The organism is Ensifer sp. Root278 (assembly GCF_001429285.1).
Lineage (GTDB): Bacteria > Pseudomonadota > Alphaproteobacteria > Rhizobiales > Rhizobiaceae > Ensifer.
In genome coordinates this window covers 60,984-79,164 of record NZ_LMJJ01000010.1, presented here as the reverse complement: position 1 = coordinate 79,164, position 18,181 = coordinate 60,984, and the positions used below count along the sequence as shown (strand labels likewise).

13 protein-coding genes and 1 pseudogene are annotated in these 18,181 nt (G+C 59.7%); 11 read left to right on the top strand and 3 right to left on the bottom strand.

The features are described 5' to 3' along the window. The first annotated feature begins 206 nt into the window (after positions 1–206). The 9 genes and pseudogenes from ASE60_RS10795 to ASE60_RS10745 all read left to right on the top strand — a co-directional run bounded on the left by ASE60_RS10795 (position 207) and on the right by ASE60_RS10745 (position 11,262). On the top strand, positions 207–1,514 hold the full coding sequence (locus tag ASE60_RS10795; protein ID WP_057250082.1) for a hypothetical protein: 1,308 nt from the start codon (positions 207–209) through the stop codon (positions 1,512–1,514). Continuing rightward, the gene (locus ASE60_RS10790) at positions 1,501–2,280 is read left to right on the top strand and encodes a hypothetical protein (RefSeq protein ID WP_057250080.1); all 780 of its coding nucleotides are present in this window, start codon (positions 1,501–1,503) and stop codon (positions 2,278–2,280) included. Before ASE60_RS10795 ends, ASE60_RS10790 begins: the two co-directional genes overlap by 14 nt. 192 nt (positions 2,281–2,472) lie before the next feature. Continuing rightward, a complete protein-coding gene (locus tag ASE60_RS10785; protein ID WP_156414626.1) occupies positions 2,473–2,805 on the top strand; it encodes a hypothetical protein in 333 nt (110 codons plus the stop codon). Between the two features lie 92 nt (positions 2,806–2,897). After that, entirely contained in the window at positions 2,898–3,986 is a 1,089-nt protein-coding gene (locus ASE60_RS10780; RefSeq protein WP_057250076.1) for a YihY/virulence factor BrkB family protein, read from the top strand. 1,511 nt (positions 3,987–5,497) lie between these two features. Then, complete coding sequence (locus ASE60_RS10770; protein WP_057250072.1) at positions 5,498–5,878, top strand: hypothetical protein; 381 nt, start codon at positions 5,498–5,500, stop codon at positions 5,876–5,878. A gap of 423 nt (positions 5,879–6,301) precedes the next feature. Beyond that, positions 6,302–8,413, top strand: a complete 2,112-nt coding sequence (locus ASE60_RS10765) for a catalase (RefSeq protein WP_057250158.1) — start codon at positions 6,302–6,304, stop codon at positions 8,411–8,413. Between the two features lie 351 nt (positions 8,414–8,764). Further along, positions 8,765–9,862, top strand: coding sequence for a PHB depolymerase family esterase (locus ASE60_RS10760; RefSeq protein ID WP_057250071.1), 1,098 nt, complete (start codon positions 8,765–8,767; stop codon positions 9,860–9,862). 85 nt (positions 9,863–9,947) lie between these two features. Further along, positions 9,948–10,092: pseudogene (locus tag ASE60_RS35610) on the top strand (short-chain dehydrogenase); the annotation flags it as partial. A 948-nt stretch (positions 10,093–11,040) separates the two neighbouring features. Further along, entirely contained in the window at positions 11,041–11,262 is a 222-nt protein-coding gene (locus tag ASE60_RS10745; RefSeq protein ID WP_057250065.1) for a helix-turn-helix transcriptional regulator, read from the top strand. A 52-nt stretch (positions 11,263–11,314) separates the two neighbouring features. On the opposite strand, the gene ASE60_RS10740 is transcribed toward ASE60_RS10745, so the two are convergent. Together ASE60_RS10740 and ASE60_RS10735 are read right to left on the bottom strand one after the other, a co-directional pair. Next, the gene (locus ASE60_RS10740; RefSeq protein WP_244495591.1) at positions 11,315–11,653 is read right to left on the bottom strand and encodes a response regulator; all 339 of its coding nucleotides are present in this window, start codon (positions 11,651–11,653) and stop codon (positions 11,315–11,317) included. After that, a complete protein-coding gene (locus tag ASE60_RS10735; protein WP_057250063.1) occupies positions 11,643–16,022 on the bottom strand; it encodes a PAS domain-containing protein in 4,380 nt (1,459 codons plus the stop codon). Before ASE60_RS10735 ends, ASE60_RS10740 begins: the two co-directional genes overlap by 11 nt. Positions 16,023–16,327: 305 nt before the next feature. On the opposite strand from ASE60_RS10735, the gene ASE60_RS10730 reads away from it, so the two are divergent. After that, entirely contained in the window at positions 16,328–16,846 is a 519-nt protein-coding gene (locus tag ASE60_RS10730) for a sigma-70 family RNA polymerase sigma factor (RefSeq protein WP_057250062.1), read from the top strand. 149 nt (positions 16,847–16,995) lie between these two features. Next, entirely contained in the window at positions 16,996–17,328 is a 333-nt protein-coding gene (locus tag ASE60_RS34520) for a hypothetical protein (RefSeq protein WP_156414625.1), read from the top strand. 130 nt (positions 17,329–17,458) lie between these two features. On the opposite strand, the gene ASE60_RS10720 is transcribed toward ASE60_RS34520, so the two are convergent. Further along, positions 17,459–17,950 carry a ferritin-like domain-containing protein gene (locus tag ASE60_RS10720; RefSeq protein WP_057250057.1) on the bottom strand — a complete coding sequence of 164 codons (492 nt, stop codon included), beginning with the start codon at positions 17,948–17,950 and terminating at the stop codon, positions 17,459–17,461. Positions 17,951–18,181: the final 231 nt, after the last annotated feature.

Here is an 18,181-nt window from a genome sequence, read left to right as displayed (position 1 = left end):
TTCGGCCGAGGATCCCTTCCTGCTTGGCCATAACCGCCTCACCCAATGTTCGCGCGCATTGCTAACCTGTTTTTGGACAGGAGATCTGCATCCAATTCTTCATGGTCTGATGCGAACCCCGACGTCACGGCGAAGAATCCGGCCTTTATTCCGCCCGTTTCTTCATACTCTTTTAAGGAATACATTCCTTTTGCGGAGAGCTGACCATGGCGACCGGCGCATCCCAACGTTTGCACGACGGGGTCGCTGCCGTCGAGACGATGACGCGGTTTGCCGTAGCGGTTCTTGCCCTTGCCTCAGGCGTCTACACATACCTCGGTGTACGCAGCATCCTGGATGGCTCGCCGACTGCGGTGTTCTTTGCTGCGGTCATCTACTCGGCTTCTGTCTCGGTCGGAATCTACGCCTTTTGGTCCTATATGGCCCGCTTCTATCCGCATATCACCACCCATAGGGGCCGCGCCTCCATGCTCGGCGTCATGGCGCTTGGCGCGGCCATGATCCTGGCTATGTCTAGCTGGCTGAATGCGGCGGCGCTCGCGGGTTCTGCCGCGCTCGAGCAGCATCTTGCAGAAACCGTTGAAGACTATACGGCAGACCTTGACCAGGCCCACCAGAACGCGCTGGCCGCCCAAAGCCTTTTGCCCGACATCCAGCGCGCATCCGAACGGTTTGCTCAGCTTGCTCAATCTGAACGGCAATCGGGCGCCCTCACCGGCACAACAGGTTCAGGAAGCGTCGTGCAGCTGCTGTCTCAAATGTCAGCACAGATGAAAGATCTCGAAAGCGGGATCAACGCCTCACGCGAACAGGTGACGACCTTGTTCAATCAAGGACAAAAGCGGCTGGAGGCTATGCGCACCCTGGTCTCCGCGCCCGGTGCAATCGAGCCGCGCGCCGATCAATTCTCCTCGGAAGTCGTAGCGCTCACAGGCGTCATAGCCTCGCTCGGGCAGACGTCCATCGCACCTTCGATCCGTCGCGCGGCCGACGATCTTTCTCTCGGCTTTATTGCTCCGGTTGCTGACGGTGGTGATGCAGACCTTGTCGACCGTCAGGACAGAGTAATGGCAACCGTGCGCGCTTCAGTGGCGGCTCAGTCGAAGGTGCTTTCTGAGGCTGCCGACGAGATCCTTGCGCGCACACCGGTTAAGGAACACCGGTTCGTGCCATTGTCATCTGCAGAAGCGGTGTTGCGCTACGCCGCCGACTTCATTCCCGCCTGGGCAGGCGCCGTCTCCATCGATCTCCTGCCCGGCGTCTTGGTCTTCATTCTGGCCGTCGTCCATGGCGCAATCCGCAAACAGGAGGAAAGCATGCCGTTTGCGGAGCGCATCACGGCGGCCGAACTCTTGCAGGCTTTGGAAGTGCGGCATGCCTTGACGAATAACGGGGTAAACCTCGAACAGGCCGTTGCGGAGCCGGAACCGGAGAAAGGGCTAGAGGAACCAAACAACATCACCAGTCTCGATCCACGAACACGTCCGAAGGATCGATCGAATGAGGATCGATGAACCGATCAGGATGCTGAGCCGCCTGGACGATGGCGCCTTAATGCGGGGGGCCTTCCTGCTGCTATTGGCGTTGACGACGGTCTTTCTCCTTATCGATGTTCGCGAAATCGCAACGAAGAGACAGCTGCCAACCTTCGATCCATCCCACCCGATGCCCTTCTTACCACCTGCCGGAACCAAGGCGGATCCGGACCGGCCTACGGTAAACCCGGCAAGCCCAATCGAAGATCTAGCCAAGCCCATGACGTTCAATCTTGGTCCAGGGGGCTCCTTGCTTGCTGAAGGAACGCTCGACCTAGGCGCAGCCTTGCGATTTGCTCGCGAGGTCGAACAACGCGGCGAATATATCAAAACCGTAGAGCTCAACTCGCCGGGGGGCTCGGTAGACGACGCATTGGCGATCTCCAGGCTGATCCGAGAAAAGCGGCTGAACACCAAAGTGGCATCGAGAGCACTGTGCGCATCCTCATGCCCGATTATCCTGTCAGGCGGAGTCGAGCGCCTTGCGGAATCCGACGCGGTCGTCGGCGTGCATCAGCTCTTCAGCGACAGCAATGATCGGCCGACGCCACAGGAAGCCATGTCGGCAGCCCAGTCCGCCACTGCCCGGATCGCGCGCCATCTCGACGCGATGGGTATTTCTGCCGGCCTTTGGTTCCACGCTTTGGAAACCCCTCCGGATCATCTCTATTATTTGACGGCGCAGGAAATGGCCGATTTTCGGCTCACGACAAAGGCCGCGGCTCGCGCCAAGAAAAAGAACTAGGTCGACGCAAGCGATCCAAGAGGGCGTTCGGCCAGGCTCCGCCAGCAACGACGGGTTCTCTCGTCCGGTCTTTCGAGGTCAAAGTGGCTCTCAAAAGCATCAGGTTTCGGCGCGCTCGGTGCGGCTCAGGAGCGCGATGGTGGAACAACGGTCATCCTCCTCGGTTGAATGGAACCAGAGGAGGGCCAGGCCATGACGGATCAGACACATGATGAAAGCGTTGCCCAAGCATCGCAGTTAGCCGACACGCCAAGCGACGAGAGTGATCGTGCGACATCAGGCAGCGCTGACGTCCGATCCTACTATCCTACTCGAGAGGCGCAGCTAGAGGCTTTGCGAACAGACGTGATCCGGCTTAGCACGGAACTCGCAGCCATCGCGGCCGGAACCTCGAGGCTGGCCGTGCTTGAGGCGAACGTCGTCGTCCAAGCGGTAGAAAACAAGCTCAGACGCCACATCGTTCCGGCAATCGTTGTGGCTGGCGTCGTGGGGTACCTCTGGACCGCGCTCGCGCGGCCTCGCTGAGCCCTTGGGGTCCGACGGCACTGGCCACGACGTTTTCGCCGCATCCACTTCGCGTGGCGCGCATTAGAAAGGAAAAGCGAGAGGAACCTTCGATGGTCCTGAAATTTACCGATCGTCAAATCGCCGTCAGCATTTGTGCGATCGCGGTGATCGCACTTTGCCTCAACCGATCAAACGGGCGAACTCTGCGCGCCAGGCAGGACGAGCCTCTCTATCCTCTGAGTGAAGATACAGACCAAAGTCGCGGCCGCAGCGCCGATGTTCCCGAGGACATCCCTCGAAAGGGGCTCTATGACGTGCTTTGGCGCGTCGTACACGAAGTGTCCGGTGACCGGGTCGCGCTCGTCGCGGCTGGAGTCACGTTTTATCTGCTTCTTGCGCTGTTTCCAGCATTGGGCGCGATCGTGGCCCTTTACGGACTGCTCGCCGATCCCGTCGATATTGCGGAGCACTTGAGAACGCTCGCTTACGTCCTCCCCCCGGGGGCCTTCGACATTCTCGCCACCCAGGTTCGCGCACTCGTGCAGATACGTGACGCGACCTTGAGCCTTGCTTTTTTCATCGGCTTCGCCATTGCCCTTTTGAGTGCCCGAAACGGTACGCTCGCGCTGTTCGACGCAATGAATGTTGCGTACCAGGAAGTCGAAAAGCGAGGATTTGTCAGACTCAACCTCATTGCCATCGTCTTTACGCTCTGCGCCATGATCGCCCTCATCCTGATGATAGTCATCACCGCCGCGCTATCCACACTGCTTCGAGTTGCGTTCCTTGATCCAACGAACGAAACCGTGGTCCTCCTGGCTGGCTGGTCCCTTGTGGTCGTCGCCGCATTGACGGGAGCGGCGGTGGTATATCGTGTCGGTCCCAGTCGCCAGCCGGCGAAACTCCGCTGGTTGACGTGGGGATCGGTCTTCGCAACATCCGCGTGGATTGTGATGTCTCTGGGCTATGCCTGGTATCTCAACAACCTTGCTAACTACGCAGCCAGTTACGGTGCGTTGGGCGGCCTTGTCGGGTTCCTCATATGGCTCTGGTTGTCAGTGACCCTGCTGATCGTGGGTGCGGAGCTCAATGCTGAACTTGAGCATCAAACCGCAAAGGACTCAACTACCGGCAGGCCGCTTCCCATGGGCCTTCGTGGAGCCCATATGGCCGACACTATCGGCAAAGCGGCAAGATGATGGCGTGTGCGCTGCGGATGTCTCCGTCCTTCGAACTTCGGGGACGAGTCCTGAGGCTCGGGACGGTGGACGGGCCGTGGGTTTGCAAAAACACCAGCGCCCGGCTTTCGCTAGCCGGTCGAACTGCGAGCATCCGACCTCGATAGGCCCCACACCGAGCGGGGACACCGATGACAACAGTGGGGCCCAGAGGCGCCTCGATCGATCGGGTCGAGGATCGAGAGCATCCCCAAACCTAGGCGCGGCGGAACAGGTTCTTCCATGGGACTTCAGTCCCAGACGAGAACATTCCGGGACGGTGGCCGTTCCGAGAGCGGTACGTTTTCCTCTAACGAAGTCCATCGAGGCACTCGCTTGGCCCCATCGTCGTCCTTGTGGGCCGGTCCACTCCCTGCCAGCAGGAACCTTTGCGTCGGAGGTGCGTTTTTGGCGTGTCGTGATCCCACCCCCGCTCGCGATCATGGCAGACTTCACCAAATCCCCCGAGTGAAGTCCGAAGGTAGCCTCTGGCCTCGTCACCCCGGCGGGCCATTTCTTTTCATGCCCTGGCCCCTAGACTGGTGCGCCGGGCACCAGCAACGGCGCAAGCCGCCGGCAATTAGCAGCCGGGCCCATTGATCTTTGATTCGCGCGATTAACCCAAAAAGGTACAATCCTGCAGTGTCCCGCCTGGACGGCTTAGCGAGCGAGTTTGGCCGCTCGCCCTAACTTGGAGGGTTAAAATGCTATCAGCCTACTCTCGAATGCTGCTTCCTGGCGACCTTGAAAAGTTGCAGGCCGTGTTTGATGAGGTTCTCAGAGAATACAGACTTCCGGCTGATTGCGAGGATGCGCAGTTTCTCGCGTCGCGGCTGATCCAACTGTATCAAGACGTTTGCGACCCCGCCTCGCTTCGAGCGAAGATGGGATCCAGCCCGCCGCCGGCCTAGACGCCACATCCGGAACCTTTTTTGACGATGCGCGTTCATTGCGTGCCTACGATCCACTACCCCCGGATCTAGGCTGAGGCTCCATCCACTATGCCCAGAATGGAGCCCATTGGCACTACTCCGTGCCGAGGCCCCGCTCTCCCCGGACGGGGCCGTTTCTTTTTCCGCATGGGAACCACTTTTAGAGACTGTGGTTTGAGGACCGGCGATGATCCTCCCCCAAGGATCCAGCCGGGCTTCATGGGGTAATCCCTTTCCCCGCGTAGGAGCCCATCAATGCCATGATGCAGCCTCGTTGGCCCCGACACCCCGTCGGGGCCATTTCTCTTCGAGGAACATGCGCGTTGGGCTCGCCAATGATCCAAAGTCCTTCGGATCAAGGTAGAACTCCGAGGTTCAAGCGGAGGTGGGGCTATTCTATTGCAACTTAGGGAACACGCCCTGGCGCTCTGCCGCCATGCAGAAGAGGGCACCAGCTTCGCCGCTCAAGCAGCATTCTGGTGCGGAACAAATGCATTCGCCTCGCCGTTGGACTTTGGAACGGCAGCAGGCAGGCGCAGAAGTAGATCAGGAAGAATTCCGATGGCCCGCAGGATCAAAGATGAGAAGGTACAGAAAATTAACCTCATGTTGAGCCAGGCCGTTACGGCAATGCGCGTTAACGAAAGATTGCTTTGCGAATTGTTGCGGTGGGCTGCCGACCAATGCGATGATCCAAACCGGTTCATCCATGACCTCGTGGAGAAAGTTAGAAACGATCTGACACGTGCCGGCACGGACGACAGTATGACGTCTTTGATCACCACTCACGAAGCGCTCGAATACCTCGATCATCTCGCCACGGAGATCCAGGAGATTCGGGCGAAGGGCTCTCCAGCCGGAAATGCCGGCGAGGGCAGCGATATATCCCAACTATCCACATTCCAGTTCCATGACTTGCGCGGTCATGCCCCTGACACATGAGGCGGCGTGCCAACGCTCTTAACCGGCCTGTCGATGGCTGGCAGCACCGACCTGGTGCCGTTCGGTTTCACACAAGTCATCACCTATGCGCTGTCGGTCGCAGCGATTGTGATCACCAGCGTCGTTTTGATCCAAGGCTATCGCGATACGGCGGCAATCCACAAACACAGAAAGCGGTACCGATGGACCTTCCGCACGCCTTCGCGTCCAGAACTTGCTTCGTGGCCTGTGGCGACTCCCTCGCCGGCCTTCTGGCGGGCCTCGTTCGGAAAAGACATCGTCTGCCCGCGCCATCTAACCCGCGTAGGGGGCGAAATAGGTCGCGCCGGCCGCAACACGCACGGCTGCTCGGAACTTACACGTTCTCTGGGGATTGGGGAGAACGTCCAGAATTCGTTTCACTCATTCTCAAGGAATATGGAGATGGCCAGATCTGCCAGGCAATCATCGGGCAAGCCCGCGACGATCCATGATCAAAAGCTCGCACGCGGAAACGGCGGCGAACTCCATCAGTTCGCCGATGGCGACGCGGAGATCCTGACGACAGCGCAGGGCGGACCGGTTTCCGATGACCAGAATACGTTAAAAATCGGCGAGCGCGGACCGGCGCTTATCGAGGATTTTCATTTCCGCGAGAAGATTTTCCATTTCGATCACGAACGCATTCCCGAGCGCGTCGTGCATGCGCGCGGTTACGGCGCCCACGGATACTTCGAGACCTATGAATCGCTAGCGGCTCACACCCGCGCCGACATCTTCCAACGCGCCGGAGAGAAGACGCCGGTCTTTGTGCGATTTTCGACGGTCGCAGGATCCAAAGGCTCGTTCGATCTCGCGCGCGACGTGCGCGGCTTTGCAGTTAAATTCTATACGAAGGAAGGCAACTGGGACCTCGTCGGCAACAATATCCCAGTCTTTTTCATTCAGGATGCAATCAAATTTCCCGACGTCATCCACTCGGTGAAGCCAGAGCCTGACCGCGCCTTTCCGCAGGCGCAATCGGCCCATGACAATTTCTGGGATTTCATTTCGCTGACGCCGGAATCAATGCACATGATCATGTGGGTGATGTCGGACCGCGCCATCCCCCGTTCCTTCCGTTTCATGCAGGGGTTTGGGGTTCATACCTTCCGGCTGGTCAACGCGAAGGACGAGTCAACCTTCGTCAAGTTCATTTGGAAGCCGAAACTCGGCATGCAGTCGGTCGTCTGGAATGAAGCGGTCAAGATCAATGGGGCTGATCCGGATTTCCATCGACGCGACTTATGGAATGCGATCCGCTCCGGCGATTTCCCAGAATGGGAGTTGAACCTTCAGCTGTTCGACCAGAATTTTGCCGATAACTTCGACTTCGACGTGCTCGATCCGACCAAGATCATCCCCGAGGAGATTGTTGAGCCGCTACCAGTCGGCCGGCTAGTGCTCGACCGGATGCCCGACAATTTCTTTGCCGAGACCGAGCAGGTGGCGTTCATGACACAAAACGTACCGCCCGGCATAGACTTCTCAAACGACCCGCTGCTCCAGGGCCGCAACTTTTCCTACCTCGACACGCAGCTTAAGCGTCTCGGCGGCCCGAACTTTACTCATATCCCGATCAACGCGCCGAAGTGTCCGTTCCACCATTTCCAGCAGGACGGCCACATGGCCACGCGCAATCCCGTGGGACGGGTCAATTACCAGCCGAACTCGTGGGGCGAGGGCCCGCGAGAAAGTCCACAACAGGGATTCCCGACATTCGCGAAGTTAGAGGAAGGCCAGAAGGCCCGGCTCCGTCCCCAAAGCTTCGCCGACCATTATAGCCAAGCGCGGCAGTTCTTCATCAGTCAGACCGCAACGGAACAACGCCATATTGTGACGGCGCTTACGTTCGAGCTGAGCAAATGCGAGAATCCGGTAATTCGCGAGCGTATGGTCGCCCATCTCCTCAATATCGATGAAACGCTCGGCACGACGGTCGCGGGCAAGCTTGGTATCAAGAAGCTTCCTAAGCCTGCCGATGCGGCAGTGCCGCCTCGCGACGACCTGCCGGCATCTCCGGCCCTCAGTATCATTGGGAACGGGCCCAAGAGCTTCGCCGGGCGGAAAGTGGGCGTGCTGGTCACTGCCGGCGCAGACGCGGCACTTCTTAAGAAACTGCAGTCGGCGATCGAAAAGGAGGGCGCCGTCATGGAGGTGGTCGCACCGAAGGTTGGGGGCGTAGAAGCAGCGGATGGCAGCTGGATAGAGGGCAAACACATGGTCGACGGCGGACCGTCCGTCCTCTTCGACGCAATAGCACTGATCCTTTCCGAGAACGGCGCTGAGCGGCTGACAAAAGAAGCCGCGGCTCACGATTTCGTTTCCGACGCCTTCGCCCACTGCAAGTTCATAGCATTCTCGCCCCAGGCGCTTCCGCTCCTGAAACACGTAGGCGTCGACCCGGAACTGGACGAGGGAGTGATTGCACTCAGCGATCCGAAAGCAGTTCATTCATTCATTCAGGCCTGTCGCGAGCTCCGGCTCTGGGGCCGAGAGACAGCGGTCAAGCTTTAACCGAAACCAACAACGAGAGCTTCTTATGTGATCAATACGGAAACCTCTGTGCCTCACAATAGATCGTGCGACGCACGCGACGAACTGCCGGATGGCTATGGTACCGAGATTTCGGTCTCGGTGGTGAGCAGGGGAAACCGATCTCGGTTGCCACTCTCACATTTAGCAACCGTTGGCTTGGTTGATGCATTTTCTGAGCACCCCGTTCCGGGTCGCCACCTGCAAATTTAAGCATCTCCCATTGAAACATTGCGCCGCAGCATTATCTTGTGCAGTGCAGCAATATATTCCTGAAGCTACCTGAGGCCGCTATGATCGCCATCCTGGCCGTTACGGCCTGGAGATTTTGTCATGCGCTCGCTGGCCAACACCCTCGCCTTGCTCAAGCAGTTCCGCACAAATCCAGCTGCCCCTCGGGGTGAAAGCCTCCTGGCTCCATTCGAAGCCTTTGGATCGAACCCCGGCGAGCTTGAGGCAAGAGTTCACGTGCCATCCACGGTGGTTCCGCGGCCGGCGCTTGTCGTGGTGTTGCACGGCTGCACCCAGACGGCGGCGACATATGATACTGGATCTGGATGGAGCAAATTGGCCGACGATCACGGCTTTGTCGTTTTGTTTCCTCAGCAGACCCGCAGCAACAACGCCAATCTCTGCTTCAATTGGTTCCAGCCGAACGATATCGCGCGCGGCCGAGGCGAGGCCCTTTCAATCTACCAGATGATCGTGACCGCCGAAGCGCGCTACGGCATCGATGCCAGCCGGGTCTATATCACCGGCCTGTCGGCAGGCGGCGCTATGGCGAATGTGATGCTGGCGACCTATCCCGAAGTCTTTGCCGGCGGGGCAATCATAGCGGGCCTTCCCTATGGAACTGCATACACGATACCCCAGGCGTTCGACCGTATGCGGGCGCACGGTATGCCCGACGGAAAGTCGCTTCAAAACCTGCTTCGATCTGCGTCCAAATCAAAGGGTCCCTGGCCTTCAATATCGGTCTGGCAGGGAACCCAAGACACTACCGTCAACTCCGCCAACGCAGACGCGATTGTCGAGCAATGGCAGGGCATTCACCAGACAAGAGCGTCCCCTCGGGCAGACCAACCAAGGTCACGGCTTGAACGCCTGGTCTGGGTCGATGCTGACGGGACGGAACGCCTTCAGCTCTATCGCGTCAAGGGCATGGGCCACGGCACGCCAATCGACGTCAAAAGCGGTTACGGGCGGGCGGGGCCATATATGCTCGACGTTGGCATTTCGTCGACCGAGGAAATTGCGCGGTCATTCGGAATTTTAGCACCGGCTTTGAACCACGCACCGCATGGCGCCAACATTGACGTCCCTGCGCCCATCTCAAGCAGCAATGGTGACAGCCCGCGTCAAGCAGGACCGACGGACGGCATTCGGCGGACCATCGAGGACGCGCTGCGTGCGGCGGGACTGATGCGCTAGCCGCACCCGCATCCCTCCCCGAAAGGGTATTCGGGTGAACGCGGGCGGGCCGGGTCCGCCCCAGCGACAAGGAGGCGCAGGATGATCGAAGTTCGGTGCCAACGTGCCGATGAAACGTCCAGCCCAGCCCGAGGAGATTACTCCTGCCTACGTCTTTTTTGGCTCTCCCATGCTCCAGCTGCATCACCGGTGAGATTTTGGCGATCATCGGTGGTTGGGTCCCACCTTAGCTTGCCCCGTTTGATCCGGGATGCTCTTCGTAGAAGAGCTCCTAGTTGCCGCAGGCTTTAACCGGACTTTCTCGCCGGCGTTCCGCTGGTTGATGCCATAAATCTCCCCAAGTACCGCTGAAGCCAAAAAAAAAACGGTCCGCATACGGCCCAGGCGACAACCAGGAAGACCGCGGCGACAAAGGTACCTGGTTTGCCGGAGAGTAGGCTACCGTCGTTGCAAACGTGGAAAAGAAGATGCTGTTTTCGCTCACCTTGTCCTCGCTCGCCACGCTGAACCTGGGGCATAACCCGCAGACGATCTCGACGATGCCGTTGGATGTCGGCTCTCCGCCTACATGGCTACCTATGCACCTCGTGAGCTCTTCACTGCAAGGCGCCGCGTCGCACCTAACCTTGGAACACAATTCGGACTCCACAATGCAGAAGCGGAATGGTGTAGGTTGATCGAGTTGTAGCGCTTCGCCGCGTTGAGCCAGCACCGGACTTGCGTCCTTGACGATTTCACTAGCGGGCTCGCGGGTGAAATCATAGCTAGGACAAGATCGGTTTTTGCCATGTCGTGGCATCCCGGCAAACACCCAAGATCAGGACAATGAATTTGTGATGGGAACAAACCTGCCATCCAGCGATTTTGCGTTTGCAAACCAACAGGTGGATAATGGCTAGTAATACACAGCAATCGATCGAAGATCAGATCGCCGACTTGCGTTCCCAGATCGAAGAGGTGAGGCAAGCTTTCAGTGCGCGAGTCAGCTCAGCGACCGAGGAGGCATCAGAACTCGCCAGGAGCGCAGTCCAAACGGTCCGCAAGCAGGGACAAGGGGCGATAGGGGCCGCGCGCGACAATCCCGGTACGGCAACGGCAATTGTAAGTACCGCCGGCTTGCTCGGATTCGGCATAGGCCTGTACTTGGGGCTTTCTACGGCGAGCCGGCTTCGGATGTGATGGCAGTTATCGCATCATTCGGCTCCAAGGCTTCCAACCCGAAACGCGCGAACATCACTCAAGTCGAGCTTGGGCAGGGCGTTGGGCAACCGCAAACGTTCATCTCCAAGTCTGAGTTTGGGAAGCGCCGGTTGGATATTGCCGCGTTCGTGGCGGTCAGCCGCGCTGTCGACGCCGATCCTCATGCGATCATGCGCAAGGCAGACGCTCGCAATGAGTGAGCACTTCCGATCAATCATCCGTCGTAGAGGCGTGTCGATAGCATTGCCGACGTCAGTCAGCCACACGCGCGCAAGCTTCCGTAAGTGCCCGCCTCAATTCTCGGGGTTCATAGGGCTTCTGCAACGTGGGCGTGTCGCGAAATTCATCCGAAAGGCCATCTGTGCCGTAGCCGGTGGCAAAGACAAACGGGATGTTGCGCCGGCGCAAGATTGCGGCGGCGGAAAAGGACGTTTCGCCGCCCAGGTTGATGTCGAGAAACGCAAGATCGATATCCGCTTGAGTGGCGAGTTGCATCGCTTTGTCGAGCCGGGTGGCGCAGGCCACCACACAATGTCCCATTCCCGTGAGAAGGTCCTCAAGGTTTAGCGCGACGAGAACTTCATCCTCCACGATCAGGATCCGCCTCGCCTCCGCTCTGGCCACTTCGCCCTCCCAACAACTCTTCGCCAGCGGACACTGGTGCAACGATGGTGCACTCAAGGCCGGAGGACTTGTACCGAACGCGCACCTCTCCTCGAAGTTCCGACGCCAGCGCCCGTTCGATCAGGAGCGAGCCAAAGCCCTTGCGTGTTGGCTGAACGACCGGAGGTCCGCCGCTCTCCTGCCAACGCAGAACGAGCTGCCGCTCGGCCCCGTCGCCCTCGAGTTGCCATGCGATCAGGACGTGACCGTTTTCCGAGGTGAGCGCGCCGTATTTCGCAGCATTTGTGCTGAGCTCGTGCAGTGCCATGGCAAACGCCAACGCGGCACTCGGCGACAGTCGGATCCTCGGCCCTTCGATCTCGAAGCGGTTTTCTCCCCCGGCATGGGGCCTGACGGTATCGGCGACGATTTCGCGCAGGTCCGCGCTTTGCCAGCTCTCTCGCGTCAGCACGTCGTGCGCCTTGGACAGATTGATCAGCCGCGACCCGAAAGCCTCGCGGGCTTGTTCCAGCGTCGATGCGTGGCCAAGCGTCTGGGCCGCGATGGATTGAATAACGGCCATCGTGTTCTTGACGCGGTGGTTGAGTTCCCCCATCAGCGTTTTGCGGTGTTCGTCGGCGCGCTGGCGCTCGGTCATGTCCCGCGCGATCGTGGAGGCACCGATGACAATGCCTGCGGCATCCTTCAGCGGCGATATGGTCAGCGAAACCCAGACTTCACTCCCGTCCTTCCGCTGGGGCAGCGTCTCGTAGTGCTGAATGTGTTCGCCCCTTCGGACGCGCTCCAGGATATCCAACTCCTCGTCGTGGCGGCCCGGGGGCACCAGGGTCATGATCGATCGGCCGACAACTTCATCGGCAGCATAGCCGAACAGCCGGGCCGCTCCGCTGTTCCAACTTTTGACGATGCCGTCGAGGGACTTGCTGATGATCGCATCGTCCGATGATTCGACGATCGCGGCGAGGCGCTGCGCCACCGCCTCGGCCTGCTTGCGCTCGGTGATATCCACCAGCATGTTCACGCCCCCGGTGACCTTGCCCGAAGCATCGCGCAAGGGCGTCGGATAAGCCAGGAAAGGCACGCGCACGCCGTCGGGTCGCTCGGCCACCGCTTCGGCACCGTGTATCGGCCTCTTCTCCCTCAGTGCGACCGCCATGGGGCACTCGTCATGCGACAAGGGCGTGCCGTCCGGTCGATACAAGCGCCAGGATCCGCACCATTCATCCGTGCCCAGCTCCGGAATGCGGCCCCACAATTCGGCAGCAGCCGGATTGTAGGAGGTGAGCCGGCCCGCGGCGTCGGTGGTGTAGACCGCGCCCGGCAGCGACCCGACAAGATCCCTCAGGCGCTGCTCGCTGGCGCGAATCGTACCATCCGCCTCCCTGCGTTCGGTAATGTCCTCGATGGCGAGCAGGATCAGCGCGTCGCGCCCGTCGCCTTCAGAGAGTTGGCGGGCGTTCAGCATCATGCTGCGCCGGCCGAGGTCGCGAAATTCGTGCTCGACCTCGTAGTCGGTTACCGATTTATCCTTCGATAGCACTTCCGCGAGGAGCGTCCGCAGGGCCGGAATGTCCCATTGCCCATTGCCGAGCGCATAGAGCAGCCTGCCGTCGGTGTCTTTCGGCAAAACCCTGAACAGTTCGTAAAAGGCGGGATTGGCCGAGACCACGCGCTGTTCGGCGTCGAGGACGATCAACGGCTGCCTTACCGTCCTGACGATCGCTTCGGCATAGCGCCGCGCCTCGTCGACGGCCTGGGCTGCCTTGCGTCGCGCGGTGATGTCGCTGAAGGTGATCACCACGCCGGCGATGTGGTTGTCGCGCGTGCGGTAGGGGAGCATGCGCCTGAGGTACCAGCGTCCGGTGTCACCACGAACCTCGGCCTCGATGGTCGTGAGCTTTTTCAACACCGTCTTCGCGTCGGACAGCAGGTTTTCGTCCGAGAACTTCCGCGCGAAGTGGGTAATTGGCCGCCCGATGTCGGAACTCACGAGATTGAAGAGCTCCTTCATCGCCGGCGCAAACCAAGTAATCGCCAATTCGTCGTCGAGAAACAGCGTTGCCGTCTCCGAGCCCGCCAGCAGGTTGTTCAAATCGTTGGTGGTGCGCTCCAGTTCCACGATCTTGTGCTGGAGCTGGCTGTTGACGGTATTCAGTTCCTCGTTGAAGGACTGCAACTCTTCCTTGGAGGTTTCGAGCTCCTCGTTGGTGGACTGAAGTTCCTCGTTCATCGAGATCGCTTCCTCGTTTGAAGCCTTCAGCTCCTCGTTGGCGGTCTCGAGGTGCTCGATAGTGTCGCGCAGCTCGGCGCGCATCGACATCAGTTCCTCCTGAAGCGCTCGCTCGCCGGACGTCGTTTCCATGGCATCGCGGACAGGCGGGTCGTTGGATGCGGCAGCAGACTCATCCGGCGCGAAGCTGACCAGAGCCAGTTTCCCGCCTTGTGGCGAGACGGGCAGCGGCATCACGGTCATGGCGATCCTACGGGAAGATCCGTTCTGAAGTACGTGCGCATGTGCCGTGACGGTCTTGTCGCCCCTCGTGGCTTCGCGTATCGCGCCGCGAAGTTTGAGGCCCAGTCCGTCCCGCGTCATGGCGATGAGATCTCTGGTCGGCTGTCCCGAGGGCTGCTCCAGGTAGTCGCGTGTCGTTCCGTGGAAATAGACGACGCGGCCCTTGTGATCGATCAGCACCGATGCAGGGGCGTAGCGCTCCAGCAGGGCCCGGCGTGCGATTTCAGCCAGTGGCGCCGTTTCCGATGGTACCGAGCGCGGCTCGCCCGTGGCCCCGGTGCTGGCGGATCCACGCAGCGGCCGATAATCGATGAGATCGTGCCGGGTTGGTCCAGTGCGGCGATAGATGCGCCATTTCTTCGATATGGTGTCGAAGAGATCGTCATGCCGCCCGATCGTCTCGGCATTGCCTAAAAACAGATGCCCGTCCGGGCGCAAGGCGAAGTGGCATTGGGCGATGACGCGCTGCTGCGCCACCGGCTCCAGATAAATCAGGAAATTGCGACAGGAAATGAGGTCGAGCCGCGAGAACGGCGGATCGCGAAGCAGGTTCTGTGCGGCGAACACGACCGTATCGCGAAGCTCCTTGGTGACCTGGAACGAGCCGTCGAGCTTTTCGAAGAAGCGGCGGAGGCGTTCGGGCGAAAAGCCTGCCAGGGCGGCGGCGGGATAGATGCCGTCACGCGCCTTGCGCAGATTGTCCTCCTGTGCGTCCGTGGCGAAGACCTTCAGGTCGAAGCGCTTTGCGGCAGCTTCGGCGTGCTCGGTTATCAGCATGGCGGCGGCGTAGGCTTCTTCTCCCGTGGCGCAGGCAGGAACCCAGACCCTAATCTGTGCGCCGCTCTCGCGCCCTGCAACGAGGGGGACGATCACAAGTTTGGCGAGCGCCTCCCATGCCTCGGGATCGCGGAAAAACCCGCTAACGCTGATCATCAGGTCCGCCACCAAAGCGGCGGCCTCGTCCGGATTGGCCCGCAGATCGTTGAGATAGTCCGCGGTCGTGTCGATGTTCCTCAACCCCATGCGACGATGGATACGCCGCCTCAGTGTGTTGCGCTTGTAGTTGCCGAAATCGTGCCCGTTTCGAGCGTGCACGACCTTCAGAATCTGTTCGATCGTCGCTTCCCCGTTCGCGCGGTCGGTCTCTACCTCGGCGGGATCGGAAACGTAGCCATGGTTGACGTAGGCGATCAGGGTCGCGGGCATTCTGTCCGGCGCAAGAACGTGGTCGGCAAGACCGGCAGCGATCGCGCTCCTCGGCATGCCATCGAATTTGGCCGTCTCCGGCGCTTGTATCAGGCTCATGCCGCCTTCGGCTCGGATGTCCTTCAGGCCTTCGGTGCCGTCGCTCCCTGTCCCGGAAAGCACGATCGCGACCGAACGCTCGCGCTGCTCCGCGGCGATCGAGGCAAACAGCACGTCGACGGGATGCCGCTGCCCGCGAGGCTCCGCCGGCCTTGATACTTTCAATGCCCCTTCCGCCAAATTGAGATCGGTGTCGGGGGCGATGACGTAAACGTGGTCAGGCACGAGCGTCATTCCGTCCTCGACCTGTACCACCGGCATCCTGGTGTGGCTGCTCAGAATGCGGGCCATTTCGCTTTCGCGCTTCGGATCGAGATGCAGCACCACGACGAAGGCACAACCGCTGTCGGCCGGCATGGCGTCGAAGAAGTTGCCCAACGCCTCGATGCCGCCGGCAGACGCGCCGATTCCGACGACGGGAATGCCCGCGATAGCGGCGGGACCTGCCTCGCTCGTATCGTCGATGCGCCTTCGTCCAGCTGTCGCTGTGTGACCAGTTACAATTGAATTGCTTGCCATGGGTACGCCTGTTCATGATGCACAGAGCGGTCGAACGCGACGAGAAAGCGTGCGCACGCGCAGGCACCACCGTTGCATAGATGCCATTCTAGCTTATTCAAACCTCTGTGTATCAATGTCGCCCGCGTGAAGATCAAGGCTGCCTTGTTCTAGCACCCGCGGTCTTGCCGGGCTTTGATCTGTCCCGCTGAATGCGGGAGGCAAGGGCGCCTGTCGCTTCTGCCCTCTGCATTGTAGCGGGAACTTAAGTGCCGACCGCGCATTGTTAGAAAGAGCAAATTCAGCTATTGCGAAAGGCAGTTACAATGCCTTCTGTCCACGAAACCGTCCAGCGGTCTCGGCCGCTGGAGAGCCAGGTTGTTGACCTCATTCCGGCGCTTAGGGCCTTTGCGCGCACCTTTGTGTCGTCGAGCTTCGAAGCGGATGATCTGCTGCAGGAAACGCTTTTTCGAGCACTGCGCGGCATTGACGGTTTCCAACCGGGAACCAATCTTAAGTCCTGGCTTTTCACCATCATGCACAACGCTTTCCGGACTCAGTACAAGCTGCGCCGGCGCGAGTCCCCGGGCCTCGTTAACTGCGCCGAGCTACCGATCCCGATGCCGGCACCGCAGGACTGGTGCGTCTTAACCGTGGAACTGTGCAGCGCTCTCGACACTATGGCACCCGACCATCGCGAGGTGCTGATCCTCGTTGCTGGATATGGGCTGAGCTACAAGGAAGCCGCCGACATCTGCGACTGTGCTGTCGGCACGATCAAGAGCAGGCTCAGCCGAGCGCGCGAGGAGCTTGCCTACCGGATGAGCGGCGTTCCGCTTCCCTGAAATTGCCTCCACCGCTTCCTTAAACAGAACGGACAAACACCTCGGATCAGGATACCAGAATCCAGCATGACCGTTTCGCCCCGATTTGTGGGTGGCTGGAATCGGTGGGGTCGCCCCGGGGGCGCAATATCGTTTGCGACGATGAATTCATGCTCGGCAACCAGTACCCGCAGTTGCTGCAAGTCCCGTATCATTTCTCATCCTCGATCCGCTTCACTTCACTGGTCGCCTCGATTCTCCTTGAAGCTTGGGCGTTGGGCATTGGCCACAACTCGACGCGAATCGAGGGCTTTTTGCAGCCTGTTTGCGAGTATCAGCAGACGATCCGGTATATCGTCGATTTCCGCGTACCCGGCGCCAACGTGATCGCCCGGAGGGTCCGTCGCCAACCTATTCGCGGGGTGGTCGCTCGTATTCTTGCCGGAAGCCATCTTCGTCCTACATTTCGTTGCGAGGTCGCGCTCGTTCGTCACTTTCGATGACGAGACCTGGACCTCCTGGGACCACTCGCTTCATCACTACGCCTTAGGCGGTCTACAGAGTTGAAACTGATATTCGATGAAGCGGCAAGGACGCTTGGAGGCGACGGCGCCCTCAAGCGTCCAAACGCCATCAGGCAGCGGCCTTGATGTTCGCCGCCGTCACCGCAAGCTTGCTAAGGGCCTTGTCGGTGGCGCCTTCTTCCTGCAGGGTCTGATCGAGAAGCGACACCGCCTCTTGCAGCCCGAGCTGCTTGGCCCAGGTCTTCAGAGTGCCATAGCGAGAAATTTCATAGTGCTCGACCGCCTGTGCCGACGAGATGAGGCCAGCGTCAAGTGCGGGGCTCCCCTTGAATTCCTCCATGATCTCCTCGCTCTCTGCAATAATTCCCTGAATGGCCTCGCAGGTCTTTCCCTGGGCGCGCTTGCCGAAAATTTCAAAGACCTGTTGCAAGCGTTCCACATGGACTTCGGTTTCGTCCCGGTGCTTTTCGAACGCTGCCTTGCTGTCCGGCAGTTGCGCCGCGCGTGCCATCTTCGGCAGCGCTTTCAGGATCTGCCGTTCAGCGTAGTAGATGTCCATCAGGCCATCATGAAACAGCGTTTCAAGCGTCTTCTCTGGCATGGCAACCTCCTTTACGGTGTGGTGGAGTCGCTCCAACATCGCCCAGCTGCAATGGTTCCGAACGGGAACAAAATGCGGTTTGGAGACTTGGCTCGTAGGCGCACGACCTTCGCTCGGCACAGGTTCAGGCGGAGCGTCGATCGCGCCCGAGGAAAAATGAGTGAGAACCAACGCAGCCGAGCGCCTATTCGGTTTTGCTTTGCGGGGTCGGCTGATTGGAAAGGGGCTTAC